The sequence below is a fragment of the Clostridium sp. D43t1_170807_H7 genome (assembly GCF_015555905.1).
Lineage (GTDB): Bacteria > Bacillota > Clostridia > Clostridiales > Clostridiaceae > Clostridium.
Window position 1 is genome coordinate 102978 of sequence record NZ_JADNLK010000001.1, and the last position, 25892, is coordinate 128869.

23 protein-coding genes are annotated in these 25892 nt (G+C 27.7%); 7 read left to right on the top strand and 16 right to left on the bottom strand.

Annotated features, from left to right (window positions below; all coding sequences use genetic code 11):
• Positions 1–8 precede the first annotated feature (8 nt).
• The 4 genes from purF to I2E98_RS00515 all read right to left on the bottom strand — a co-directional run bounded on the left by purF (position 9) and on the right by I2E98_RS00515 (position 6625).
• A complete protein-coding gene (purF, locus tag I2E98_RS00500; RefSeq protein WP_195467030.1) occupies positions 9–1430 on the bottom strand; it encodes an amidophosphoribosyltransferase in 1422 nt (473 codons plus the stop codon).
• A gap of 163 nt (positions 1431–1593) precedes the next feature.
• Positions 1594–2298, bottom strand: a complete 705-nt coding sequence (gene purC, locus I2E98_RS00505) for a phosphoribosylaminoimidazolesuccinocarboxamide synthase (protein WP_195467031.1) — start codon at positions 2296–2298, stop codon at positions 1594–1596.
• A complete protein-coding gene (purE, locus tag I2E98_RS00510) occupies positions 2298–2777 on the bottom strand; it encodes a 5-(carboxyamino)imidazole ribonucleotide mutase (RefSeq protein ID WP_195467032.1) in 480 nt (159 codons plus the stop codon). The genes purC and purE overlap by 1 nt, the downstream gene beginning before the upstream one ends.
• Positions 2778–2878: 101 nt before the next feature.
• Entirely contained in the window at positions 2879–6625 is a 3747-nt protein-coding gene (locus I2E98_RS00515; protein WP_195467033.1) for a phosphoribosylformylglycinamidine synthase, read from the bottom strand.
• 298 nt (positions 6626–6923) lie between these two features.
• Between I2E98_RS00515 and I2E98_RS00520 the strand changes: the two genes are divergently transcribed.
• The 3 genes from I2E98_RS00520 to I2E98_RS00530 all read left to right on the top strand — a co-directional run bounded on the left by I2E98_RS00520 (position 6924) and on the right by I2E98_RS00530 (position 11490).
• On the top strand, positions 6924–7565 hold the full coding sequence (locus I2E98_RS00520) for an undecaprenyl diphosphate synthase family protein (protein WP_195467034.1): 642 nt from the start codon (positions 6924–6926) through the stop codon (positions 7563–7565).
• A gap of 26 nt (positions 7566–7591) precedes the next feature.
• A complete protein-coding gene (gene crtI / locus I2E98_RS00525) occupies positions 7592–9082 on the top strand; it encodes a phytoene desaturase family protein (RefSeq protein WP_195467035.1) in 1491 nt (496 codons plus the stop codon).
• A gap of 230 nt (positions 9083–9312) precedes the next feature.
• Positions 9313–11490, top strand: a complete 2178-nt coding sequence (locus tag I2E98_RS00530; protein WP_195467036.1) for a UvrD-helicase domain-containing protein — start codon at positions 9313–9315, stop codon at positions 11488–11490.
• 97 nt (positions 11491–11587) lie between these two features.
• Here I2E98_RS00530 and I2E98_RS00535 read toward each other — a convergent pair whose 3' ends face one another.
• The 4 genes from I2E98_RS00535 to I2E98_RS00555 all read right to left on the bottom strand — a co-directional run bounded on the left by I2E98_RS00535 (position 11588) and on the right by I2E98_RS00555 (position 14913).
• Positions 11588–12217 (bottom strand): hypothetical protein, encoded by a 630-nt coding sequence (locus tag I2E98_RS00535; RefSeq protein WP_195467037.1) that lies wholly within the window; start codon positions 12215–12217, stop codon positions 11588–11590.
• Between the two features lie 444 nt (positions 12218–12661).
• Positions 12662–13204 (bottom strand): rubrerythrin, encoded by a 543-nt coding sequence (gene rbr / locus I2E98_RS00540; RefSeq protein WP_195467038.1) that lies wholly within the window; start codon positions 13202–13204, stop codon positions 12662–12664.
• Between the two features lie 334 nt (positions 13205–13538).
• Positions 13539–14474: an SPFH domain-containing protein gene (locus tag I2E98_RS00550; RefSeq protein ID WP_195467178.1), complete on the bottom strand. Its 936-nt coding sequence runs from the start codon at positions 14472–14474 to the stop codon at positions 13539–13541.
• Between the two features lie 10 nt (positions 14475–14484).
• On the bottom strand, positions 14485–14913 hold the full coding sequence (locus tag I2E98_RS00555; protein ID WP_195467039.1) for an NfeD family protein: 429 nt from the start codon (positions 14911–14913) through the stop codon (positions 14485–14487).
• Positions 14914–15262: 349 nt separating this feature from the next.
• On the opposite strand from I2E98_RS00555, the gene I2E98_RS00560 reads away from it, so the two are divergent.
• On the top strand, positions 15263–17167 hold the full coding sequence (locus I2E98_RS00560; protein WP_195467040.1) for an NAD(+) synthase: 1905 nt from the start codon (positions 15263–15265) through the stop codon (positions 17165–17167).
• Positions 17168–17255: 88 nt separating this feature from the next.
• Here the strand turns inward: I2E98_RS00560 and I2E98_RS00565 are convergent, their stop codons facing one another.
• The 7 genes from I2E98_RS00565 to I2E98_RS00595 form a co-directional block, all read right to left on the bottom strand.
• The gene (locus I2E98_RS00565; RefSeq protein WP_195467041.1) at positions 17256–17861 is read right to left on the bottom strand and encodes a hypothetical protein; all 606 of its coding nucleotides are present in this window, start codon (positions 17859–17861) and stop codon (positions 17256–17258) included.
• Between the two features lie 130 nt (positions 17862–17991).
• Positions 17992–18642: a deoxynucleoside kinase gene (locus tag I2E98_RS00570; RefSeq protein ID WP_195467042.1), complete on the bottom strand. Its 651-nt coding sequence runs from the start codon at positions 18640–18642 to the stop codon at positions 17992–17994.
• Positions 18643–18779: 137 nt separating this feature from the next.
• Positions 18780–19643, bottom strand: coding sequence for an NAD(P)/FAD-dependent oxidoreductase (locus I2E98_RS00575; RefSeq protein WP_195467043.1), 864 nt, complete (start codon positions 19641–19643; stop codon positions 18780–18782).
• A gap of 12 nt (positions 19644–19655) precedes the next feature.
• Entirely contained in the window at positions 19656–19970 is a 315-nt protein-coding gene (gene trxA / locus I2E98_RS00580; RefSeq protein ID WP_195467044.1) for a thioredoxin, read from the bottom strand.
• A 138-nt stretch (positions 19971–20108) separates the two neighbouring features.
• Entirely contained in the window at positions 20109–21818 is a 1710-nt protein-coding gene (locus tag I2E98_RS00585; protein ID WP_195467045.1) for an ABC transporter ATP-binding protein, read from the bottom strand.
• 78 nt (positions 21819–21896) lie between these two features.
• Complete coding sequence (locus I2E98_RS00590) at positions 21897–22133, bottom strand: hypothetical protein (RefSeq protein WP_195467046.1); 237 nt, start codon at positions 22131–22133, stop codon at positions 21897–21899.
• 47 nt (positions 22134–22180) lie between these two features.
• Positions 22181–22555, bottom strand: a complete 375-nt coding sequence (locus tag I2E98_RS00595; RefSeq protein ID WP_195467047.1) for a DNA mismatch repair protein MutT — start codon at positions 22553–22555, stop codon at positions 22181–22183.
• 190 nt (positions 22556–22745) lie between these two features.
• Here I2E98_RS00595 and I2E98_RS00600 point away from each other — a divergent pair, with 190 nt between their 5' ends.
• From I2E98_RS00600 to I2E98_RS00610, 3 genes are all read left to right on the top strand, one after another.
• Entirely contained in the window at positions 22746–23345 is a 600-nt protein-coding gene (locus I2E98_RS00600; protein WP_195467048.1) for a restriction endonuclease, read from the top strand.
• Positions 23323–23838 (top strand): restriction endonuclease, encoded by a 516-nt coding sequence (locus I2E98_RS00605; RefSeq protein WP_195467049.1) that lies wholly within the window; start codon positions 23323–23325, stop codon positions 23836–23838. Before I2E98_RS00600 ends, I2E98_RS00605 begins: the two co-directional genes overlap by 23 nt.
• Positions 23839–24073: 235 nt before the next feature.
• The gene (locus I2E98_RS00610) at positions 24074–24787 is read left to right on the top strand and encodes an HAD family hydrolase (RefSeq protein ID WP_195467050.1); all 714 of its coding nucleotides are present in this window, start codon (positions 24074–24076) and stop codon (positions 24785–24787) included.
• 260 nt (positions 24788–25047) lie between these two features.
• Here I2E98_RS00610 and I2E98_RS00615 read toward each other — a convergent pair whose 3' ends face one another.
• Positions 25048–25887 carry a S1-like domain-containing RNA-binding protein gene (locus I2E98_RS00615; RefSeq protein ID WP_195467051.1) on the bottom strand — a complete coding sequence of 280 codons (840 nt, stop codon included), beginning with the start codon at positions 25885–25887 and terminating at the stop codon, positions 25048–25050.
• Between the last annotated feature and the right edge of the window lie 5 nt (positions 25888–25892).

Here is a 25892-nt window from a genome sequence, read left to right on the forward strand (position 1 = left end):
TACCTTTCTTAGTTATGATTTTGGTTTTCGATTGGTGTTGCAACAGGATATACTCCATTGAAGCATCCTACACAATAACCTTGATTTGCATTAAAGCATTTGTACATACCATTCATAGTTAAATATCCTAAAGAATCACAACCAATTATTTCTCTTATTTCTTCTAATGAGTGATTAGCCCCAATAAGCTCTTTTCTATAAGGAGTATCAATTCCAAAGTAACATGGATATTGAACTACTGGTGATGCAACTAAGAAATGAACCTCTTTTGCTCCAGCCCTTCTTAAAGATTCAACTAAATGTTTTGAAGTAGTTCCTCTTACTATTGAATCATCTATAAGAATAACTCTCTTACCTTTTATATTTACTTTTAAAGGATTTAACTTAACAGCAACTGCTCTTTCCCTAACTTCTTGAGATGGAGTAATAAATGTTCTACCTACATATCTATTTTTTACAAATCCTGTATCATAAGGTATTCCTGAAGCCTTAGCATATCCTATTGCTGCTGGTATACCTGAATCTGGTACTGCAACAACTACATCTGCATCAATTGGATTTTCTTTATATAATTGTTCTCCAGCTCTTACTCTTGATTCATGAACATCTAATCCATCTATAATAGAATCAGGTCTTGCAAAATAAATATATTCAAAGGCACAAGTTTGACATTGAGTATTTTCAGAATATCTATATGAATTAATTCCATTTTCATCAATTACTACAATTTCTCCTGGCTCAATATCCCTAACTAATTCTGCACCAATTGCATCTAAAGCACAGCTTTCAGAAGTTAAAATATATCCTTCCTCAATTTTTCCTAAAGAAAGAGGCCTTATTCCATGTGGATCTCTTACACCAATAAGCTTGTTTTCAGTTAATATAACCATTGCAAATGATCCTCTAACAGCTTGAATTGCATCTAATACTGCTCTTTCAACACCTTTTTTAGCTCCTCTTGCAATTAAGTTAGCAATTACTTCTGAATCAATTGATGTATGGAATATATGTCCTCCATCCTCTAATAACTCTCTAATAACATCTGCATTAACTAATGTTCCATTGTGTGCCATAGCTATTGGTCCTAACTTTGTTTGGCTTAATAATGGTTGGGCATTTTCGATTCTAGTATCACCACTTGTTGAATATCTAACATGTCCAATAGCAGCAAATCCCTTTAAACTATTTATATCTTCTTGAGAAAATGCTTCTGTAATAAGTCCCATTCCCTTTTTAATATTTATATCTTCACCATTAGCAACAGCTATACCTGCACTTTCTTGTCCTCTATGTTGAAGTGCATATAAACCATAGTAAGTCAGCGATGAAACATCTAGTGGCTTGTTTGAATACACACCAAACACTCCACATTCATCTTTAAATTTATCATTACTTGGATCCATTATTATATTATCTAACTTTGGATTCATACTCCTACCCCCAATTAATTAGTTTTTGAGTGACAAGTTATAAGTTACAAGTTTCAAGTTAATGAATAAATTCAGTTAATACTGAATGTAAAATATATATTTTTAGAAACTACACAAGGAGTTTCATCCTCAACTTGTCACTTGCCACTTGTCACTATCTAAACTATTCTTGTATTCTCTTTAATATCTCAACATAAGCATCCTTAACATTACCAAGATCTCTTCTAAATCTATCCTTATCTAACTTTTCTCCAGTTGTTGCATCCCAGAATCTGCATGTATCTGGTGAAATTTCATCAGCTAAAACTATATCTCCATTATATCTACCAAACTCTAATTTAAAGTCTATTAATCTTATGTTAGATTTTAAGAACATATCCTTTAAAATATCATTAATTTTTGCTGTTAAAGAATAAATCTTTTCTAATTCATCAAAAGTTGTTGCTCCAATACCAACTGCATGGTAGTCATTTATTAATGGATCTCCTAAAGAATCATCTTTATATGATAACTCAAATACTGTTGTTTTAAGTTCAGTTCCTTCTTCTAATCCTAATCTCTTAGCCATAGAACCAGCTGCAACATTTCTTACTATTACTTCTAAAGGAACTATTTCAACCTTTTTACATAATTGTTCTCTATCACTTAACTTTTTAATAAAGTGAGTTGGTACTCCTTTACTATTTAACATCTCAAATAACATTGAAGTAATTGCATTATTTAAAACACCCTTATCTTCTATTTGCCCCTTCTTTTCTCCGTTAAAAGCAGTTGCATCATCTTTGTAATAAACTATTACTTCATCAGCCTTATCTGTAGAATATATTTTCTTTGCCTTACCTTCGTACATCATCTCTAATTTTTCCATTATAAATCCACTCCTTCACCATTTTCAGCTATAAACTTTTCTTTCATTTCTTTTCTATATTGAACTAATTTAGCTTTTAATTCCTTATCTCCAACAGCTAACATTTGTACTGCAAGCATTCCAGCATTATAGGAATTATTTATTCCAACTGTTGCAACCGGAATAGATTTTGGCATTTGAACTATTGAAAATAATGCATCTAATCCTTCAATTGCTCCCTTACATGGAACTCCTATAACTGGCATTGTTGTTTGTGAAGCAATTACTCCTGGTAAATGTGCTGCAAGTCCCGCACCTGCAATTACAACTTCACATCCTTGTGCTTCACATTCTCTTAAAGTTTCTTCTAACTTTTCTGGAACTCTGTGAGCTGATAAAACAAATGCTTTATATTCAACTCCAAATTCTTTTAAGCAGTTAGCTGCTCCTCTCATTATTTCTGTATCTGACTTAGAGCCAAAAAATATTGCTACTTTCATTTTAATTCTCCCTACACTTTAAATTTTATTTCATTATTTATTCAAGAAACTCCCTAAGGAGTTTCCACCTTAACTTGCCACTTATCACTTGAAACTTGAAACTATTTAAAGTATCTAACTCCTGATTCGAAAATCTTTTGATCAAAGTTTCCTGGTACATTTTTATAAAGGTTATCTCCAATTCTTTCAGAGTGACCCATCTTACCAAGCACTCTACCATCTGGGCTTGTTATACCTTCTATTCCTAACATTGATCCATTTGGATTAAATGGCATATCTAATGCTATATTCCCTTTATTATCAACATATTGAGTTGCTACTTGTCCATTTTCTATTAATTGTTTTAATAGTTTTTCTGGAGCAACAAACCTTCCTTCTCCATGTGAAATTGCTACATTGTGTATATCTCCTAATTCAACTCCACTAAACCATGGTGATTTTTTAGAAACAATTTTAGTTTTAATTATTGAACTCATATGTCTATTAATTTCGTTATAAGTTAATGTAGCCATATCTTCTTCAATATCAACTATTTCACCATAAGGAACTAATCCTAATTTAATTAATGCTTGGAAGCCATTACAAATACCTAACATTAATCCATCTCTATTCTTTAATAAATCCATAACAGCATCTTTAATTCTTTCATTTCTAAATACTGTTGATATAAACTTACCTGAACCATCTGGTTCATCCCCTGCCGAGAATCCACCAGGTAACATTATTATTTGACTTTCTCTAATTTGCTTTTCTAAATTTTCAATTGATTCTACAAAAGCATCATTAGAATAATTTCTAAACACTAATGTTTTTGTTTCAGCTCCAGCATTTCTAAATGCTCTTTCACAATCATATTCACAGTTTGTTCCCGGGAATACCGGAATTATTACTTTTGGTTTAGCAACCTTTATAACAGGTGATTTAATATTTGATTTGTTATATAAAACTTCTTTTACAGTTTCATTTTTATCACTAGTTTTAATCTTAAATACTTTTGATAGTTTTTCTTCATAAGCTTCTTCTAAAGCATTTAATTTTAAGTCTAAATCATAATCTTCTGAAACTATTACTTCATCTTTAACTGTTAATCCTATTTCTTTATAAGCACATCCCTCAAATTCTTTATCTACATTTACATCTCTCTTTACTTCTAAAACTAAACTTCCATAGTTTAAACCAAAAAGTTCTTCTTTAGTTAGATTAGAGAATTTAACACCAATTTTATTTCCGAAAGCCATCTTAGAAAGTGTTTCTGCAACCCCACCAAACTTAACTGATGATGCTGATATTACTTTTCCTTCTAAAATAAGCTCATGTAGCTTCTCTAAATTCTTCTTATATCCTTCAACCTTTAATGTATAATCTTCATTTCTTTCAGCCATTAAGAAAACTAACTTTGAAGCAACTTCTTTAAGTTCTGCTGAAATTATATTTTTTGCTTTTTCAACTCCAACAGCAAAAGCTACTAATGTTGGAGGAACATCCAAACTTCCAAAGCTTCCAGACATTGAGTCTTTACCACCAATTGCAGGTATTCCTAAATCCATTTGTGCTTGATATGCTCCAAGTAATGCTGCAAATGGTTTACCCCATCTTTCTGGGTTCTTTCCTAATTTTTCAAAGTATTCTTGAAGAGTTAATCTTACTTTTCTATAATCTCCACCAACAGCTGCTAGCTTTGTTACTGCTTCAATTATTGAGTAATATGCCATGTGATATGGACTCCATACTCCTAAATCTGGATTAAATCCATAACTCATTATTGTTGCTTCTTTACTTTCTCCATTTAATACTGGGATCTTAGCAACCATTGCTTCTTGTTCTGTCGCTGCATCCTTACCACCATATGGCATAAGAACTGTTCCTCCACCTATAGTAGAATCGAATCTTTCAACTAATCCTTTTTGTGATGCCACATTTAATTTCTTTAAGTTATTTATCCATTCTTCTTTAACATTTATATCACCAACTGCTAAAGGATATTCACCTGGTAATTTAACTTCTACATTTGTTATTTGTCTTGCTCCATTTGTATCTAAGAAGCTTCTCTTTAAGTTAACTATTTCCTTCCCTCTCCAATACATCCTTAATCTCTCTGTATCAGTAACTTCTGCAACAACAACTGCTTCTAAATTTTCTACTTTAGACAATTCTATAAATCTATCTACATTTTCTTTATTAACTACTACAGCCATTCTTTCTTGTGATTCAGAAATTGCAATTTCAGTTCCATCTAAACCTTCATACTTTTTAGGAACTTTATCTAAATTAATATCTAATCCTCTAGTTAATTCCCCAATTGCAACTGAAACTCCACCAGCTCCAAAGTCATTACATCTTTTTATCATTTTAGATATTTCAGCATTTCTAAATAATCTTTGGATTTTTCTTTCTGTTGGTGCATTACCCTTTTGGACTTCTGCTCCACATTCATTTATTGAATCTTCTGTATGTTCTTTTGATGAACCTGTAGCTCCACCAACACCATCTCTACCAGTTTTTCCTCCAAGAAGAATTACTATATCGCCAGCTTTTGGCTCTTCTCTTACTACATTTTCCTTTGGAGCTGCTGCTATAACTGCACCAACTTCCATTCTCTTAGCAACATAGTTTGGATGATAAACTTCTGAAACTTGTCCTGTTGCTAAACCAATTTGATTACCATATGAACTATAACCATGTGCTGCTCCTAAAGTAATTGTTCTTTGTGGTAATTTACCCTTAATTGTATCTTCAACTGGTACTGTTGGATCTGCTGAACCAGTAACTCTCATTGCTTGATATACATATGTTCTACCTGATAGTGGATCTCTTATAGCTCCTCCTAAACAAGTTGCTGCTCCACCGAAAGGTTCTATCTCAGTCGGGTGATTATGAGTCTCATTTTTAAACATCACTAAGTATTCTTCATTACCCTTATCTGTTTCTATGTTAACTTTTATTGAACAAGCATTTATTTCTTCAGAAACATCTAGATCATCTAGCATTCCTCTTTTTCTCATTTCTTTCATAGTAATAACTGCTATATCCATTAATGTTTCATCTCTATCCGTTTCTCCATAAACGAAATCTCTTGATTTTAAATATGCTTCATATGATTTTTGTGCTGCATTATTTAATTCACCTATTTCAAATGTTACATCTTCAATTGCCGTACTAAATGTTGTATGTCTACAGTGATCTGACCAATAAGTATCAATCACTTTTATTTCTGTAATTGTCGGTACCTTTTCTTCACTCTTAAAATAATCTCTTATCATTAATAGGTCTTCCACACTCATTGCTAATCCCAATTCCTTGTGGAATTCTTCTATTTGATTTCTATCTTTATTAACAAAATCATGAAGTACTTCTACATCGTTAGGCTCTGCTAATTTTGAAGAAAGTTCAATATTATCTATTGCTACCTCTCTAGAATCTACTGGATTTATATAATATCTTTTTATTTTGTTTACTTCATCTTCACTTAAATTACCTTTTAAAATAATTACTTTAGATGATTTAACTTCAATTCTATCTTCAGCTCCTAATAGCCCAATACATTCAGATGCTGAATCAGCTCTTTGATCATATTGTCCTGGTAAAAATTCAACTGCAAATGCAATCTCATTTTCATCAATTGGAAGAGTTCCTTCATATAAATTATCTACTGTCTTTTCAGCAAATATTGTGTATAGAGACTTTTTATAGTACTCTTCTTTCATTTCACCTAATATATATTTATTAACTACTCTTACATCTTCAAGATTATCTATTCTTAAATTACTTTTGAAATCTTCCATAAGACTTTTAGCTTCAACATTAAAACCATTTTTCTTTTCCACAAAAATACATTTAAACCCTAACATCATATACCTCCACATACACATTTTTCAAAACACGAACATTTTTATCTTTTTTATACTTATTCTTCGTATTAATTAAATATTACCAATCCTTTTTGTTTTTGTCAACTTTATTATTTTTTATAATACATCTTTCGCCATATATCCGAATTTTATTTCTTTCTAATTTATTTTAATTCGCATTTATTCTTTTTTCATTAAATTTATATTTAGCAAAAACTTTTATTGTATTAATAATACAATAATTAGAAATACTATATAAGGTTAATTAGATTACAAATATAATTTAAGGAGTGATTTCATGAGACTTCCTAAACATATTGGTATTATTCCTGATGGTAATAGACGTTGGGCTGAAAATAATGGTCTCTCTAAGGAAAAAGGATATAATATTGGTATTAATCCAGGTCTTCTACTATTTAAAATATGTCAAAAACTCGGCATTGAAGAAATAACCTATTATGGTTTTACTACTGATAATACAAAAAGACCTACAAAACAAAAAGAGGCATTTACTAAAGCTTGCATAGATGCTGTAAAATTACTTTCTCAAGAAGATGCTGAATTGTTAGTTGTTGGTAATACAGAATCCCCTTGCTTCCCCCCTGAATTAATACCATTTACTGAAAGAAAGGTTTTCGGAAAAGGTGGATTAAAAGTAAATTTTTTAGTTAATTACGGTTGGGAGTGGGATTTAAATTTATCTAGACAAACATATAAAAAAAGAAATAATTTAGATTTGATATTACACTCAAAAGATATTTCAAGAATAGATTTAATTGTTCGTTGGGGTGGAAGAAGAAGATTAAGTGGATTTTTACCAATACAATCTGTCTATTCAGATTTTTATGTAGTTGATGATTATTGGCCAGATTTTAAGCCTCAACACATATATGATGCACTAGACTGGTATGCAACACAAGATATTACATTAGGAGGCTAAGACTTTAATCTAAGGACGTGATTAAAATGAAGAAAGCAATTATTATCGGTGGCGGCATAGGTGGGCTATCTATAGCCGCTAGATTATTAAATGACGGTTTTAAGGTAGAGTTATATGAAAAAAATAAATCATTAGGTGGAAAAATTAACGCTCTTAAACATGATAATTTTAAATTTGATTTAACTGGTTCTATATTAATGATACCTAAAGACTATATTGAACTTTTTGATTATTGTAATAAAAATTATAGAGATTATTTTTCTCTTATTCCTCTTAATGATTTATATAAAGTATTTTATTATGATAATACAAATTATACTTTTTCAACTAACTTACCTTCTCTTTGTAAAAACATAAATAATATAACAAATAATAATTTAAATGATATGTATTCTTATTTTGAATTTTTATCTAGTAATTATAAACGATATTTATTAGCTGAAAAATATTTTTTAAACAGACCTTTTATAGAAAGTAAAAACTTTTTTAATTTATCAACTTTAGATAAACTTTATAAATTACATTCTCTAAGTTCTTGTTATAGAGATTGTAATAAATTTATATCTTCAAAAAAGTTAATAAATTACCTTATGTTTCAATCTATGTATGTGGGAGTTTCCCCTTTTTCATCTTCAAATATTTATAACTTAATTCCTTCTGCAACTCAATATAATGGACTTTATTATATAAAAGGAGGCATGTATTCATATATTGAAGCATTAGAAAAATTAGTTTTAGACCTTGGTGGTAAAATTCATATTTCATCACCAGTTGATGAAATTATATTTAAAGATCATACTGCAATAGGTATTAAAGTTAAGAATAAACGAATACATAGTGATTTAGTAGTTTGTTCTAGTGATTATTCATACAGTATTAATAATTTAATAAAAAATAAATGTGTTGAAGCTGAATCTATTCCAAATTCTATTTCAAAACTTGAACATTCCTGTTCAACTTTTATTTTATATTTGGCATTAGATAAAAAATTTCCTTCTCTTAATGTACATAATATTTTTATAAATAAGAACTTTAGAAAAAATATTAATTCTCCTTTTAAAGGAAAACTTTCTCCAGATCCTTCACTTTATATTTATTGTCCTAGCTCCATAGATAATTCACTTTGTCCTATAGGCTGTGAAACAATAAATATTATGGTGAGAGTTCCTAACTTGCTTTATAAAAATATATCTTGGAGTAATGATGACATAATTAATCTTGAAAATAAATTATTAAATATAATATGTAAAATACCTGGCTTAGAAGATATTGAATCTCATATTTTATTTAAACATACTTTAACTCCTATTGACCTAAAAAATATTTTTAATACTTATGCTGGATCTGCTTTTGGGTTAAGCCATAACTTAAATCAAAGCTTAATTTTTAGACCTCAATGTATGTTGCCACATATTAAAAATTTATATTTTACAGGAGGTTCAATACATCCTGGTAATGGTATTTCAATGGTATTGAAAAGCTCAAAAATTTGTGCTGATATTATAAAAAATAAATAAAATAGCACTTCCATATATTGTATCTTCCCCGGAGGCGCTTCCATTTAATTACATACAAAAAAAGTGCCACAAGCTAATCCTTGTGACACAATCCTACGTAACCTAAAAGGTCACTAATATTTTTTCCAGTAAATTTAATTTTATTCTAATCATAATATAAATTCATTACTTGACATACACCATTAGAAACTATTAAAATTTAATGACAATTATTTAAAGGAGAAGATTAAATGATTATTGGAAGAGAACTACAAGATGAAAATAAATATTTAAATAAAACAATAGAAAAAATCACTGATTTACTTAACAGTTATGGTATTTCTAGTGAAAAACAAGATAAAGAAATAATAAAGCATAGAAAATTCTTATGGGATAATAGAAATGAATTAGATGAAATTGAAATAAATGAGAACTGTGGACAGGTTGCATTAAATGAACAATTACATGCAAAAAAGATTTCAAGAATTAGAACATTAGAAAAACAACTTTCTAACCCTTATTTTGCTAGACTTGACTTTAAAGAAGATGGTGAAGATGCAGAAAGCTTTTATATAGGATTATCTACTGTAGAAGATGAGGATAATTTTGATATTTTTGTATTTGACTGGCGTTCTCCTATTGCTAATATGTTCTATGATTTTGAGGTTGGTCCTGCTTTTTATGATGCTCCAGTTAGAAGAATAGAAGGCCAAATTGAATTTACTAGACAATATAACATTAGAAATGGTGAAATAGTATTTATGCACAATTCTAATGAAAGCCTTTGTGATGAAGCATTAACATCTATGTTAAGTGGAAATGCTACAGATAAAATGAAAAATATCGTTGCTTCTATTCAAAAAGAACAAAATGATATTATTAGAAGTGATGATAGTAAAGTGTTATTTATACAAGGTGCTGCTGGTTCTGGTAAAACTTCTATAGCATTGCATAGATCTGCTTATTTATTATATAAGCATAGAAAAAACTTAAGTGCAGAAAATATTTTAATCTTCAGTCCAAATGAAGTCTTTGCAGAATATATATCTGATGTATTACCTGAACTTGGAGAAAGTAATATTCGTCAAACTACTTTTGAACTTTATTCAAAAAGGTTTTTACCTACAAACTATTTATATGAAACTAAAAATGATCATTTAGATTATATTTACTCTAATATAAGAGATTTAAATGAATTTAACAAAAGAACTAAAGCTATGGAATATAAAAACACTTTAGAATTTATGAATGTATTAAATAGTTTTAATTTAGATATTCCAAAACTTATAACTAATGTTAAACCAATAATAATTGAAGGTTCTCAAATAGTAAGTAAAAAATCTGTAGAAAAAACATTCTTTGAAAGATTTAAGGATATTCCTTTCTTAAATAGAATTGATGTTATTAAACAAAGTTTATTTTCACAAGTTGAAAATAAATATTTATCATCAAAAGATAATTCACATTTTGATTATGTAGAAGATAAAAAAACTTTCTATGATTACTGTAAAAACCAAGTTGATATTCAAGTTGATTCTATGGTTGATACATTAGATAGTGTTGCTATATACAAATTACTTTGGGGAAATATAGAAAGATACACAGACTTTGACTTAAATGATATAAAGGAAATTACATTAAACTCTTTAAATAATAATGAAGTCAAATATGAAGATATTACACCAATAATTTATATTAGATCTGCTTTAGAAGGATTCAGAAGCTACGGTAATATGAAGCATGTTCTTATAGATGAATGTCAAGATTATAGTCCTTTATTCTATGAAATAGTTAAGAAGTCATTCCCCAATGCATCTTTAACTATAATGGGTGATTTAAATCAAAGAATTGACAAACATTCAAATGTTAAAAATAGATCTAGTATTACTGATGTATTTAATGATGTTAAAACTGTTGTATTAACTAAAAGTTATCGTTCTACTGGTAATATAACAAACTTTACTAAAGATATTTTAGATACTCATGAACCTATTGAAGCTGTTGATAGAATTGGTGATAATCCTACTATTCATATGGTTAATAGTAATTTATCTGAAAAAATTGCTGATAAAATTGCTGAAATGAAAGATAAAGGATTTAAATCTATAGCTGTTATTTGTAAAAATAAAGAAAACTGTGAAAGACTTTATTCTTCTTTAAAAGAAATTAATGAAGATGTGAACTTAATAACTAGTGATAAATGTGAATTTAAAATTGGTGTTAATGTAATAAGTTCTTATATTGCAAAAGGTCTAGAATTTGATGGTGTTATTTTAGCTGATGGTGAAAGTTATTTATCAATTGAAGATAAACATCTTTTCTATACTGCTTGTACGAGAGCATTACATGAATTACATATATATACTAATACTTCACTAGAGGAGATACTTCCTAAGGATTCTTCTCTTTATGAAATTGTTAATAATTAAAATATGTAAAATTAGAGAGTAGACAGATTTGTTTTCCACAAATCTATCTACTCTCTTAATCTAACTCTACTGATTTTTATTGATAAATTATTAAATATTATCTTACTGTAGTTATAACCTCTTCCATTAAAGCTTTATTATTATCAAAAGAAGTTTGATTATATGCTCCCATTGTTAAGATATAAACTCTATCATCCTTAAATACAGCTGTTTGATATGTGTATACAGAACTATTATCGTCAGCTTTTTGTACATACTCCAAACAGTTTACTTTAATACCATTTACAATCTTAGAATCAGAAATTATATTATCATCAACTATATCTAACATATCTTTAAGACTTTTAGTTGTCATACTCATATATACTTCTGAATAAATGCCATTTACTGATTCTGATAATATATTTGTATTAGTTCCCGTATCATCTATTAAGTAAATTGGTATACCTTCTGAATCACCATATTCTATCCAACTGCTAGGAATATCTACTTGCCAATCATCAAAACTTATAGTTTTATAATCATAAGATAAAGTTATTTCTGATAAATCTTCATTTACCAAATCTTCATCTATTTTGTCATTGGTATCTTCTAAATTACTCTCAACAGATTTATCATTATTTATTAAAGTTTCACGCTTTGATTCACTAGTACCTTTTGTGCATCCCATAAATATACATGGAATAAGAAATGCTGATAATATAGCTATTATTTTTTTCCCCTTCATGAACAATATCCCCCTTTAACCACCATATAAAATTTTAAAATGTAAGTAAATTGAATTCCCCTAAAAATCAACTCATTTATATTTATATTATCATAAACTTGAAATTATTAATTTTTTCTCATAATTCTAAACACTGATATCTAATAAAGCATTCCTATAAAAATATAAAGAAAAACCTTCTATATAGATTACAATTTAATTTCACAATGGAAGAAGAGCTAATTAATTTATATAAATAATATTATAAAAGTTTTAAAAAGAAGCTGTATCAAATTAAATTTATTAATTCAATCTGATACAGCTCTTTACTTAAAATAACTGTATATATAAATTTTATCTAGTTATTATATTTCATTCTACTGAAATGAATTTAAATTTATTATTATGCTCTTTTTTATTTCAAAATATTAACATTTTATTTTTATTTCAGACATACTCAATAATTTAGTAATTTATAACTCTTAATTCAAAGTATGCTTGTGGATGTTTACATACTGGACATACTTCTGGTGCATTTAAGCTGTCTACTATATGTCCACAGTTACGACAAATCCAAACTGACTTTGTGTTCTTAGCAAAAACTGATCCATCTTCTACATTTTGAAGAAGCTTTAAATACCTTTCCTCATGAGTTTTTTCAATCTTCCCTATAGCTTCAAATAAATAAGCTATATCATTAAATCCCTCTGCTCTTGCTTCCTTAGCCATTCTATCATACATATCTGTCCATTCATAATTTTCTCCTGCAGCTGCTGCTTTTAGATTTTCCTCTGTTGTACCTATATCACCTCCACATAAAAGTTTAAACCATATTTTTGCATGTTCCTTTTCATTTGCAGCAGTTTCTTCAAATAAAGCAGCTATTTGTTCATAACCTTCCTTCTTAGCTTTAGATGCAAAATAAGTATACTTATTACGTGCCTGACTTTCTCCTGCAAAAGCTTCCATTAGATTCTTTTCAGTTTTTGATCCTTTTAAATTTGGCATATTTCTATACTCCCTATAATCTTTATTATTCATAAGATTATATGTTTGTATTTATAATAATTATTACTATTTAATTTTGCCTAATATTTATAATAAATACTCCATCTCCTTTTAATACTCTATAAATCTCTTCTAGCCCTTTTTTAGTATCATTCCAAAAATAAATAGTATTTATAGTGGTAACTACATCAAAAAAATCATCATCATATAATAAATTACAACAATATCCTATAGAAAGACATAATATCTTATGTTCAGAAATAAAATTTTCTTATTCTCACATATTAAATAATAATAAAAAGCACTGTAGGATTTCCTACAATGCTTTCTGTTATTATTCCTTATTTCCTTTTAACATTTCTCCAATAGCAGCTATACTACCAAGTGATGATAAAGTTTCATTTGGTAAAATAAGCTTATTAGCTGGATTGTTAGCCATTTCCTTAAGAGCTTCAACTTGTTTAAGTGCTATAACTCTTTCATCTGTTCCAGAATCAATTATAGCTTGGTTAACTTTCATAATAGCCTCTGCTTCTGCTATAGCTATTTGTTCAATTGCTTTTGCTTTACCTTCTGCTTCAAGTAATTGTGATTCCTTTAAACCTTCTGCTCGTCTAATATTTGCTTCTTTTTCAGCTTCTGCTGCAAGGATTTTAGATTGCTTTTCACCTTCTGCTTTTTCAATTTGAGATTGTCTTAAACCTTCTGCTTGAAGAATCATAGCTCTCTTATCTCTTTCAGCCTTCATTTGCTTTTCCATTGCTTGTTGTATTTCAGCTGGTGGAATTATGTTTTTAATTTCAACTGATAGTACTTTAATACCATAAGCATCTGTAACTTCATCAATAATACCTAATAATTGTTGGTTAATACTATCTCTTCCTGCTAATACTTCATCTAATGTCATATTACCAAGAATATTTCTTATATTAGTTGTTGCTGAATAAACTATACCTGATTTATAATCTTCAATGTTATATACTGCATCTTTAGCATTTAACATCTTATAGAAGATAACGTTGTCTACTGAAATTTTAACATTATCTTTAGTAATAACTGATTGTGGTGGTACATCCAAAATTTGTTGCTTAGTTGATACTTTTTTTCTTACAAAGTCTACACCTGGAATTACAAAGTGCCAACCTGGCTCTAAGATTCTATGGAATTGACCTAACCTTTCTACTACATATAAATAACCTGTATTTACTACTTTAATTGATGATAGCAATATTATAAATAAAACAACTAATACTGCTACTAAAAAAATCATACCTGGCATATTAATCCTCCTTTAATTTAACAATTAGCTTATTTCCTTCTATACCTGTTATAGTATATTTTTCACCTTTTTTAATTGTTTTTCCTTTATTGTAAGCAGTCCAATAAATACCACTTACTTTTATCTTTGATTTTTCTTCCATGTCTTCATCGGCAATCATTTCTTTACCAATATAAGTTTGCTCCATTGTTGGTACATGATTTACATCTGCCTTAAATTTTTTCTTTGCCCAAGGATATCCAATAGAAACAGTTGCTATACCTACAACTAAAAATGCAATAATTTGCCATGCTACCGATATACCAAGTAAAGAAAGTATTATAGCGACTATAGCTCCTAATGAGAACCACATAAAAATAAAACTACTAGTAACAATATCAATAGCAATTACTGCAATGGCAACAAGTATCCAGACAATAACCTCAACCATTAACCTTCCCCCTTTCTGTTATTATACATTCATTAATAAATACTTATAAAAGTTTCACTAATAATATGTATTATTTTTATTATATACTATTCTTTTCTATTTTTGTAGTTAAGTTACTTACCCTTATTTTTCTAACCACAATTTTATTATATTTTATTTTTAAACCCATTGCAAGTTATTTTTTATCTTTAAAAGAGTTATTTTATATCATTTAATCTGTTTTGCTATACTTTTCTTTCAAATCCATTGATTTTCTAAGCTTTTCCTTTTATTATTGATTTATATGTATTTTATTAACCTTGGAATACAATACTAAATTTATATAATATAACGAAATGGAGATGAATCTATGGACTTTATTAAAGTAGGTGCTGCTTGTCCCAAGACAAAGGTATCTGATATTAAATATAATGTTGAAAATATATGTTTTTGTATAGATGATGCATATGCTAAAGGTGTAAAATTTCTTGTTTTTCCTGAACTTTGTATTACATCTTATACATGTGGAGACTTATTTTTAACTTCTGCACTTTTAAATAAAACTTTAGATGGATTAAAAGAAATTTGTGAATACACAATTGCTAAGGACATACTTATTACTGTTGGTGCTCCATTAATCCATAATAATGTTTTATATAACTGTGGATTTATGATTTTTAATGGTAAAATTCTTGGAATTGTACCAAAATCATATATTCCTAATTATAGTGAATTCTATGAAAAAAGATGGTTTACTGAAGGTATTAATTTAATTGATGAAATTGTAACATTACCATTCCAAGAAAATATACCTTTTGGTACTAATTTAATTTTTACAAGTGGCGATTATAAATTTGCATTAGAAATTTGTGAAGATTTATGGGTTACTATACCACCTAGCTCTTATCTCTCTCTTTTAGGCGCTAATATTATTGCAAATCTATCTGCTTCTAATGAACTTGTAAGCAAAAAAGATTATAGAGTATCTTTAATTTCTAATCAAAGTGCTAGATGTATGACTTCTTATATTTATTCATCTGCTGGAGTTCATGAATCTACAACTGATCTTTTATTTAGTGGTCATTTAGTAATAAGTGAAAATGGATCTATATTAAAAGAAAATCAAAGATTCCAAAGAGAAAATGAAATAATTACCTCTTGTATAGACGTATTTAAGCTTAATTCCGAAAGACTTAAAAACTTAAGTTATAGAGATGCATCGAATATAGTACCTTTTAAAGCTAAAAATATATCATTTAAGTTTAATAATACTGAAATTAAAGATTTTGATAGATATGTTGATAAACATCCTTTTGTTCCTTCAAATGAACATGAAAGAGAAGAAAGATGTAAAGAAATATTTAATATTCAAGCTGCCGCTTTAGCTAAGCGTTTAGAACATACAGGGCTTAAAAAAGCTGTTATAGGTATTTCTGGTGGACTTGATTCAACATTAGCGCTTTTAGTTGTAGTTAAAACCTTTAAGCTTTTAGGAATTGATAATAAAAACATTATAGCAATTACTATGCCTGGCTTTGGTACAACTGATAGAACTTATAATAATGCCTTAACTTTATGTAATGAGTTAGGAACAGATTTAAGAGAAATAAATATAGTTGATGCTGCCCTTCAACACTTTAAAGATATTGGGCATGATAAAGATATACATGATGTAACTTATGAAAATGTTCAGGCTAGAGAAAGAACTCAAATTCTTATGGATTTAGCAAATAAAGAAGGAGGTCTATTAATAGGTACAGGAGATCTATCTGAATTAGCTCTTGGATGGTGTACTTATAATGGAGATCATATGAGTATGTACTCTGTAAATCCTTCAATTCCAAAAACGCTTGTTAGATATTTAGTTAGATATGTTGCTGAAAAAGAATCTAATAAAGAAGTATCTCATACACTATTAGATATATTAGATACTCCTGTTAGCCCTGAACTTCTTCCAAAGAGTGATAATGGTGATATAGTTCAAAAAACAGAAGATATTGTAGGACCTTACGAGCTTCATGATTTCTTCCTTTATCACTTTATAAAGCATGGTTCATCTAAAGAAAGAATATTACTTTTAGCTCAAGCAGCATTTAAAGATGATTATTCTAAAGAAGAAATTGAAAAATGGCTTGATAAGTTTATTTATAGATTCTTTACTCAACAATTTAAAAGAAGTGCTTTACCTGATGGACCTAAAGTTGGTTCAATCTCTCTTAGTCCACGCGGAGATTGGAGAATGCCTTCTGATGCATCATTTAATTCCTTTAAATAAACTTCTGAAATTTAAATTATTTAATTTAAGTTACTTGTTTAATAACTAGGATAATTAATTTCTTTTAAAATAAGAAGAGTGAATTTTATTATTCACTCTTCTTTACTAATTCAATTCCAATTTCCTTATATTCATCCACCTTATATGTTAATAAATACACATTATCTTTTAAAAGTTCTCCTCCAAAGGATTCCATCCCTTCAGTTGTTAACTCAATATTTTCTAAAACCTCTTCATTATTATTTAAAGAAACTATATTTAATCCCTCATATTTGTCTGCATCTGACGAAATTAATATAACAAATTCATTATTATTTTCTTCAGATAACTCTAACATAGCTACAGAGTTATTTCCTTTTATTATCTTATCTAAATTTAATACTTTATGACTTCCTAAATTAAAACACTCTTTATATTTTGCAATTGCATATTGATTTTCTCCACTATCTTTGATGCAGAAAAATCCTAAATATGACCCATTAATTTCTTTTATTGATAATTCTTCAACTTTTCCCTTATAATTTTTCCCATCATCAATTCCTATTATTCCTTCAATTTGTTCTACTATATAATTTTCTGTAGTATATGTATAAAATTTAAATCCCTTATTATATAAATTTAACACTATAGCTCCTATTATCAGTATTAAAATAATTATAATTACAAGTAATATTGATTTTGTCTTTTTTCTCATCTTATCCCCTCCATACCTTCTCTTTATTTTTACTCATTCTACATTTTTCTTAAAATCCCTTTAAATACCTATAAATAAAATTTTAAAAAATAGAGAAGTCAATATATAAATATTAACTTCTCTATTTTTATTACTTTCTAACTTCTTTTAATTTATTTTCTACCATTTCAATTAATTTCTTTTTATCTTCTTCATTATTAACTACATCCATAACATTCATATCTATAACTAAAACTTCAGATGCATTATAATGATTATTAACCCAATTATCATATCCTTCCCATAAGAAATGATAATACTCTCTTAAACTATCATCAATTTCAAACTCTCTTCCTCTAAGATTGATTCTATTAATTACAGTTTCAAAAGAGCCCTTAAGATATATCATAATATCTGGCGCCTTTTTAGGAAGTGATTCTAGCTCTTCCATCATATTGCTTAATAAATTTTCATATATATTCATTTCTAACTCAGATATTCTACCAAGCTCCATATTCTTCTTAGCAAAATACCAATCTTCATATATTGATCTATCTAAAACATTATTATCATTAACTAATGCTTCCTTAATACTTTTAAATCTCGTATTTAAGAAATATAATTGTAATAAGAATGGATATCTCTTTCTTTGTATCTCTTCTTCAGACTCACTGTAAAATAAGGGTAAAAGTGGATTATCATCAACTGATTCATAAAAGACCTCTGAATTAAAGTGCTCTCCTAAAATTTTTGCTACTGAACTTTTACCTAAACCTATCATTCCACCAACAACTAACAACATACTTCACCTATCCTTTATTATTCATCCTTAGTGCTAATTTATGATACATTGTATTTATATTTAAATCAAGTCTTGACAATATTTAAAGAAAAAAATAAGATATGCTATTTATAACAACATATCTTATTTTATATAATCTATTTATTTTTCAGGATATCTATATACCTTACAGCACTTAATGCTGCTATATTTCCTTCTCCTGCTGATTTTATATATTGATATGGCTTACCTACACAATCTCCAGCTGCAAAGCATCCAGGAATATTGCATTTCATTTCTCTATCCACATTAATATGCCCATCAACAATTTCAAGCCCCGGAACTAATTGTCCTGGTGAAATACTATCCTTAAGAACAAATACTCCATCTGTTTCTAATTCTAAGCCTTCAAGTTTTAATGAAGAAACTTTAGTATCCCCAACTATTTCTAATGGCTTCTTATCAACAACTTCTATATTATCTCTAACTTCATATTCACCTTTGTACATAGGTATATAGTAAACTTTTCCTGCAAGTTCACTTACATAATTTGCTTCCTCTTCAGCTTCTTTGTTATATCCTACTATTGAAACTGTTTTTCCTTTATAAAGAGGAGCATCGCAAGTCGCACAATATCCTACACCTTTACCTAGTAATTCTAGTTCACCTTTAATAGGTTTAGTATATTCCATCCCAGTAGCTAAAATTACAGCTGTAGCCTCATACATTTTATCATTTACCATCAAAGTGAAATAATCACCCATAGCATAGATATTATTTACTCTTTCCTCTGTAATTTGTATTCCCATCTTATCTATATGCTCTGCAAACTTTTCTTTTACTTGTGCTCCATTCATTCCATAAAACCCTAAATAGTTGTTTATTTTAGGAGCCTTAACTATCTTATTACTTAAATCCTTATTTCCAAAGATAATGAACTTTTTATTTCTTATTTTTGCATTTAGAGCAGCCGATAAACCTGCTGGACCGCTACCTACTATGGCTAAATCATATCTTTCCATAGTATTCCTCTCTTATAAGTGCTTTTCAACTGCAGCTTTTAATTGAGGCTTTGGCATAAATCCAACTAATGTATCGATAGGTTCTCCATTTCTAAATACCATTATTGTTGGAATACTTGCAACTCTATATTTTCCTGCTAAATTAGGACATTCATCTACATTAACTTTTGTAAATTTAGCATTTGTTAACTCTCCTGCAACTTCTTCATAGATAGGACCTATCATCTTACAAGGACCACACCATTCTGCCCAGAAATCTACTATACTAATACCATCAAAATTAATAACTTCTGAATTAAATTCATTTTCTTTTAAATGTTGAACCATTATAATTCCTCCTACTCCCTCTTAGGGGGCTATTAATATTATTTGTTTTATTGTACAGCGATAATTATTATTAGTCAATAATTTTATGCTTATATTTAGTTTACCCTTTTTTTCTGTAAAAATTCTGTGATAAATTACTTAATTAACTTTTGCATATCTATTTAATTCATCATAAATTCCACCTTTTTTAATAAGCTCTTTATGACTTCCTCTTTCTTCTATCCCTTTATCAGTTAATACTATTATTTCATCTGCATTCTTTATTGTAGATAATCTATGTGCAACAACTATTGTTGTTCTATCCTTGCAAAGTTCTTCTAGTGATTGTTGAATTAAATATTCAGTTACATTATCTAAAGCTGATGTAGCTTCATCTAGAATTAGAATTGGTGGATTCTTTAAAAAGACTCTAGCAATTGATATTCTTTGTTTTTGACCGCCTGATAATTTTATTCCTCTCTCCCCAATATATGTATCATAACCATCTTTTAATCCCATTATAAATTCATGAATATTAGCCTTTTTCGCCGCCTCAATAACCTCTTTATCACTTGCATCTTGCTTTCCGTATTTAATATTTTCTTTTATTGTTCCTGTATATAAAAATACTTCTTGTTGAACTATTCCAATATTTTTTCTTAAAGAATCTAATTTAATATCATATACGCTTTTTCCATCTATTTTTATATCACCTTTGTCCACATCATAAAATCTAGGTATTAAATTACAAAATGTAGTTTTTCCACCTCCTGATGGTCCTACTAATGCTAACATTTTTCCTTTTTCTATAGATAATGTAATGTTATCTAATACTTTTTCATTTTCATAACTAAAACATACATTTTCAAAGTTTATATGCCCTTCTACTTTTTCTAATTCTATGGCATCATTTTTTTCTTTTTCTTCTTCAACATTCATAATCTCTATAAATCTTTTAAATCCAGTCATTCCATTTTGGTATTGCTCTACAAAATTAATAAGCTTTTTAATTGGATCTGTAAATAATTTTACATATAGCATATAAGCTAAAAAATCACCTAAGTTAATAGTATTATAATAAGTAAATATTCCTCCTGCTATTAAAACAACATAATCTAATATATCTACTCCAAAGTTAACCCCTGCAAAATATTCTGCCATAACTTTATATGAATGTTTTCTTACTTCTTTAAACTTATTATTTCCTTTATTAAATTTTTCATTTTCATACTCTTCTGCAACAAATGCCTTTGAGATTCTTATTCCTGAAATTGAGTTTTCTAGTGTTGAATTTATTGCAGATGTATGTACTCTAGTTTCCATAAAACATTTATTCATCTTTTTTCTTTTCTTAAGAGTAAATATTACTATGAAAGGAACAAATGCAAATATTAAAATTGTAAGGGGTAAATTTATAGTAGATAATATTATAAATGATCCTAAAAACATTATTATTGAAATAAATAAATCCTCTGGTCCATGGTGAGCAAGCTCAGATATATCCATTAAATCATTTATCATTCTGCTCATTAAATCTCCAGTTTTTGTATTATCAAAATATGAATTTGGTAATTTTTCAAGATGCTTAAACATATCTCTTCTCATATCACCCTGCATTCCAACTCCAACAAGATGTCCAAAATATTGCATAAAATAGCAACATCCAGCTTTAACTAAATATAAAACCATTAGAATAACTGCAAATATTCCTATAACCTTTATTTCTTTATTAGGTATAGCATCATTAACTAAAGCCCTTGTCATCATTGGATATATTAAATTACATAAAGTTGCTATAGTAGCAACTATTAAATCTGTAAAAAATAATCCTCTATAAGGCTTATAATATGAAATAAATTTCTTAATCATATAATCTCTCCTTTTTATTTAACACATAAAAGAAGAACAAGGTTTTATTTATTCCTTGTTCTTCTTTTGCTTTATTTATTAATAAGTATCTCTATCAGAATTATGAATATCTAATACTCCAGCTTCTTCATCAGAAATTGGAACTAAAATAGTACTTAGTAATTTTTCTTCTTTTCTAGCATAAAAATATGAGTCACTACCTACTCTAAGCTTTTTAGTATATTGATTCTTTTCAATTTTATACCTCTTATTATCATAAGATTTACCTATAAAGTACTTTGCCGTTTCCCTTTTAATAATTACTCTATAAAGCATTAAATATCCCCTTTAATTTTATCATTAGTTTTACAATGATTATTCATTTAAGCTTCAAAATAATCATTTAATATCATTTTATCTTCATCATTAAAAATATAATCTTCAAGATTTCTTTGTCCAATCCATTTTATACTATTTATACTTTTATGACAAGTAATATATTCTTTTATGCACCCTGTAAAAACTTTCAATTTTTCTTCACCTTCTAAATTATATTCTTTAAAAGGTTTTAAATCAAATATTGTGCATTTTATATCTTTATCAACTGCCTTAGAAATGCATTTTTCTTCTGTTTCTTTTCCCTTTATCTCTTTTCCAAATGTTCCCCATTTTCTTTCATTTCTTTTTCCTCTTTCTGCAATTAATACATTTCCAAAATCATCATAAATAATAATTGAACATCTTGTAATCATCCCCATATTTACCTCCAATTAGCACTTAATTCTTAATGAATTTATCTATTATTATAATTATAATCCCTTTTTGTTGAATTTAAAACATTATTTTCTCTTTTATTACAAATTTATTTATATTTTTCAGTAAAATTTATCTATTTAGCAATGTATATACCATACAAAATTTGTTAATAATTAAGACGAGGTGATTTTTATGAATTTTATCAAATATTTACCACTTATTATATTATTATTTTTCACATTAAAATTTTTAATTTCATATATAGAAAAATCTACTATTTCCCTAGATCAAAAAATAATGGAAAAACAAATTGAACTTGGAATATTATCTATAAAAGATATTCAAAAAAATAATTACAATACATTTATTAAAGTTATCAATCTATATTTTGATATATTAGGATTTAAAGACAAAGTAACACTACCTAACGAATATAGTAATCTAACTAATTTTAAAGCATCATTAAATAATGAAGATATATTTATTAGTTGCATTCAAAATGATCTACTAGGAAATACACCTGCAGATGAAGATAAGTGGGAATTAACTGGCCGACCTGATGTTCAAAGCTTTTTAGCTAGAATGTTCATTAATGATTGTAAAAAAGGAATTATAATAACTAATAGTAGTTTTTCTACTCAAGCTATAGAATTCATTAATGATTTTAATAATAAAAATCAAGAAAAAGAAATTAAGCTTATAGATGGTTATGAGCTTACAAAAACAATAAGAAATCATAAATGCTATATTATGAAAGAAGGTCTAATGAATGAAGTTAAATACAATATATAGCTACTTTATAATAATACTATTTGCTCCTTTAATAGGTAAATTAATTAATAAAATTATTATATACTATAAATCATATAAAGGTTTTGAAAAAGATACTCATCTTTATAATATAGTTCACAAATTAACTCCTCATGAATTTGAAATTTGGTGTAGCGAATATTTATCCAAATTGGGATTTACTAATATACTTCTTCTTCCTATTGGTCCTGATGGTGGAAAAGATATTATTTGTGAAAAGGATTCAGAAAAATATTATGTAGAATGCAAAAGATTTTCTAGTGATAACCCTATATCACCATTTCATATTGAAAAATTGTTAGGATCTATGATTGCAGATAACATAAATAACGGAATAATTATAACCACAGGTACTATATCTGATGATTCACAATCTATTTTAAATAAAATAAATAAATCCTATAATATTCAAGTAATAAGTTCTAAGGAATTAGATATTCCATACAACGAATATATACTTAAAAGCAATATTTAATTAGCTATCTCATTTTCCTCTCAATATATTAGGGATGTGTCATTCTTAATGCACATCCCCATAAATTTATCTTAAATTAACATTATCTAATAATTACTACTACTTTCAAAATTCCAACAATTATTTATACTAACAAATAAGTAAATTAGTCATTTTTTGTAATAAAATACAATTCCATTCTATCTACTATAATGATATAATAGAAAAAAATTTTATAAATGACTACGGAGAATTTATGTATACTAATTATATTTTTGATTTATATGGAACATTAATTGATATTAATACTGATGAAGAAAGCACAGAATTTTGGTACAAGCTATCATTATTTTACTCTTTTAAAGGTGCCTTATATACTGCTGAAGAATTAAAAGAATCATATATAACTTTAGTTAAGTCTCATTTAGATAATCTAACTGATACAAACTATCCCGACTTTCCACTGGAAAATGTATTTTCTAAGCTTTATACAAATAAAAATATTATTCCTTCTGATGAGTTAATAATTGATACTGCACATTTCTTTAGAACTTCATCTATAAAGTATATAAAATTATATGATAATGTAATTAACTTATTAGAATTGTTAAAGAAAAAAGGGAAAAAAATATATTTATTATCAAACGCTCAGAGAATATTTACACTTTATGAAATGAGATTGTTAGGAATTGAAAAATATTTTGATGATATTTTATTTTCTGCTGACTATAAAGTATGCAAACCAGATGAGAATTTTTATACTACTTTAATTAATAAACATAATTTAAATATAAAAAATAGCATTATGATTGGAAATGACTATATATGTGATATAGAAGGTGCTTCAAATGTTGGATTAGACTCATTATATCTTCATTCTAATCTTTCACCTGAAATCAAAGGAAAACTTAAAAGCACATACTCAATTATGGAGATGGACATCTCTAAAATCTATGAACTTATTAACTAAATTATTCGTTAAAGCTTGAATTCCGTGATGCCGAAAAATTGATTATATAATCTCCAGGAAGGAATATAATTTCACTAAGAATTTATATAATCTTCCCTCCGATAATATAATCAATTTTTTCTCTATCACTAGATTTTAAGCTAAAAGTATAATTTTCTACATACTTCCCCTTAAAAGATAACAACTTATGCTATATTTAATAAAAAAAATCATTAACTAAAAATATTTTAACTTTGCTAAAAAACACCTTCAAGTAAAAACTATATAAGTCTGCTTCCTTCTTTATCTTGAGTAAGTTTTCCAGCCTTCATAAGCCCACCTAAAGCCATCTTAAAGTAATTCTTACTAGTTGCAAAAGTAGCTTTTATGTCTTCTGGATTAGATTTATCATTGAATTCCATAAATCCACCATTTTTTCTCATATAAGTTACTATTCTTTCTTGAAGTTCATCTCTTTCATTTAATCTAGTTTTTCTTGGAGTTAAACCTATTACACCATCTTCATAAACTCTCTTAACTCTTAACTTCATTTCATTTCCTGGATGAACCTCGTTATAATACTCATTAGGTAATACTAACCCTCTATATTTAGCATCAATTGCAACATTTAAAGTTCCTGAAGGAGTTTTTGAAAACACCATTGCAGTAACTTCATCTCCAACCTTAAATGTTCCTTCTTCAGCAACTTCAATATATGGCTCAACTTCTGTTGTAGCTGCAAGTCTGCCTGTCTTATCTACATATATGTAAAATAAATATTTTTTCCCTGTATGTAATTTATATCTTTGTTCTTTTAATGGTACAAATATATCTCTATCTAATCCAAAATCAACGAATGCACCAAACTCACCTTGATGTACAACTTTTAAATAAGCAACATCTCCAACTATAGCTAAAGGCTTCTTAAATGTAGCTATTGGTCTATCTTTTGAGTCTCTGTATATAAATACTTCAATCTCCTTACCAACTTCTACTCCCATTCCTTCTGCTAATGACTTAGGAAGTAAAACATCCTCTTTACTTTGTTTATCAACTAGATAAAATCCAAAGTCCTTTTCTCTATCTACTACTAAAGTATTATATTCTCCTATTCTTAACATATGTC

Bases quoted from the DNA above. Each gene is read 5' to 3' on its own strand.
- I2E98_RS00555 (WP_195467039.1), bottom strand. From the start codon at position 14,913: ATGGTTGAGGTTATTGTCTGGATACTTGTTGCCATTGCAGTAATTGCT.
- I2E98_RS00530 (WP_195467036.1), top strand. From the start codon at position 9,313: ATGATTATTGGAAGAGAACTACAAGATGAAAATAAATATTTAAATAAA.
- I2E98_RS00560 (WP_195467040.1), top strand. From the start codon at position 15,263: ATGGACTTTATTAAAGTAGGTGCTGCTTGTCCCAAGACAAAGGTATCT.
- I2E98_RS00595 (WP_195467047.1), bottom strand. From the start codon at position 22,555: ATGGGGATGATTACAAGATGTTCAATTATTATTTATGATGATTTTGGA.
- crtI (WP_195467035.1), top strand. From the start codon at position 7,592: ATGAAGAAAGCAATTATTATCGGTGGCGGCATAGGTGGGCTATCTATA.
- I2E98_RS00515 (WP_195467033.1), bottom strand. From the start codon at position 6,625: ATGTTAGGGTTTAAATGTATTTTTGTGGAAAAGAAAAATGGTTTTAAT.
- I2E98_RS00565 (WP_195467041.1), bottom strand. From the start codon at position 17,861: ATGAGAAAAAAGACAAAATCAATATTACTTGTAATTATAATTATTTTA.
- I2E98_RS00575 (WP_195467043.1), bottom strand. From the start codon at position 19,643: ATGGAAAGATATGATTTAGCCATAGTAGGTAGCGGTCCAGCAGGTTTA.
- I2E98_RS00610 (WP_195467050.1), top strand. From the start codon at position 24,074: ATGTATACTAATTATATTTTTGATTTATATGGAACATTAATTGATATT.
- I2E98_RS00550 (WP_195467178.1), bottom strand. From the start codon at position 14,474: ATGATTTTTTTAGTAGCAGTATTAGTTGTTTTATTTATAATATTGCTA.
- I2E98_RS00520 (WP_195467034.1), top strand. From the start codon at position 6,924: ATGAGACTTCCTAAACATATTGGTATTATTCCTGATGGTAATAGACGT.
- purE (WP_195467032.1), bottom strand. From the start codon at position 2,777: ATGAAAGTAGCAATATTTTTTGGCTCTAAGTCAGATACAGAAATAATG.
- purC (WP_195467031.1), bottom strand. From the start codon at position 2,298: ATGGAAAAATTAGAGATGATGTACGAAGGTAAGGCAAAGAAAATATAT.
- I2E98_RS00570 (WP_195467042.1), bottom strand. From the start codon at position 18,642: ATGTTGTTAGTTGTTGGTGGAATGATAGGTTTAGGTAAAAGTTCAGTA.
- trxA (WP_195467044.1), bottom strand. From the start codon at position 19,970: ATGGTTCAACATTTAAAAGAAAATGAATTTAATTCAGAAGTTATTAAT.
- purF (WP_195467030.1), bottom strand. From the start codon at position 1,430: ATGAATCCAAAGTTAGATAATATAATAATGGATCCAAGTAATGATAAA.
- I2E98_RS00535 (WP_195467037.1), bottom strand. From the start codon at position 12,217: ATGAAGGGGAAAAAAATAATAGCTATATTATCAGCATTTCTTATTCCA.
- I2E98_RS00585 (WP_195467045.1), bottom strand. From the start codon at position 21,818: ATGATTAAGAAATTTATTTCATATTATAAGCCTTATAGAGGATTATTT.
- rbr (WP_195467038.1), bottom strand. From the start codon at position 13,204: ATGCCAAATTTAAAAGGATCAAAAACTGAAAAGAATCTAATGGAAGCT.
- I2E98_RS00605 (WP_195467049.1), top strand. From the start codon at position 23,323: ATGAAGTTAAATACAATATATAGCTACTTTATAATAATACTATTTGCT.
- I2E98_RS00590 (WP_195467046.1), bottom strand. From the start codon at position 22,133: ATGCTTTATAGAGTAATTATTAAAAGGGAAACGGCAAAGTACTTTATA.
- I2E98_RS00615 (WP_195467051.1), bottom strand. From the start codon at position 25,887: ATGTTAAGAATAGGAGAATATAATACTTTAGTAGTAGATAGAGAAAAG.
- I2E98_RS00600 (WP_195467048.1), top strand. From the start codon at position 22,746: ATGAATTTTATCAAATATTTACCACTTATTATATTATTATTTTTCACA.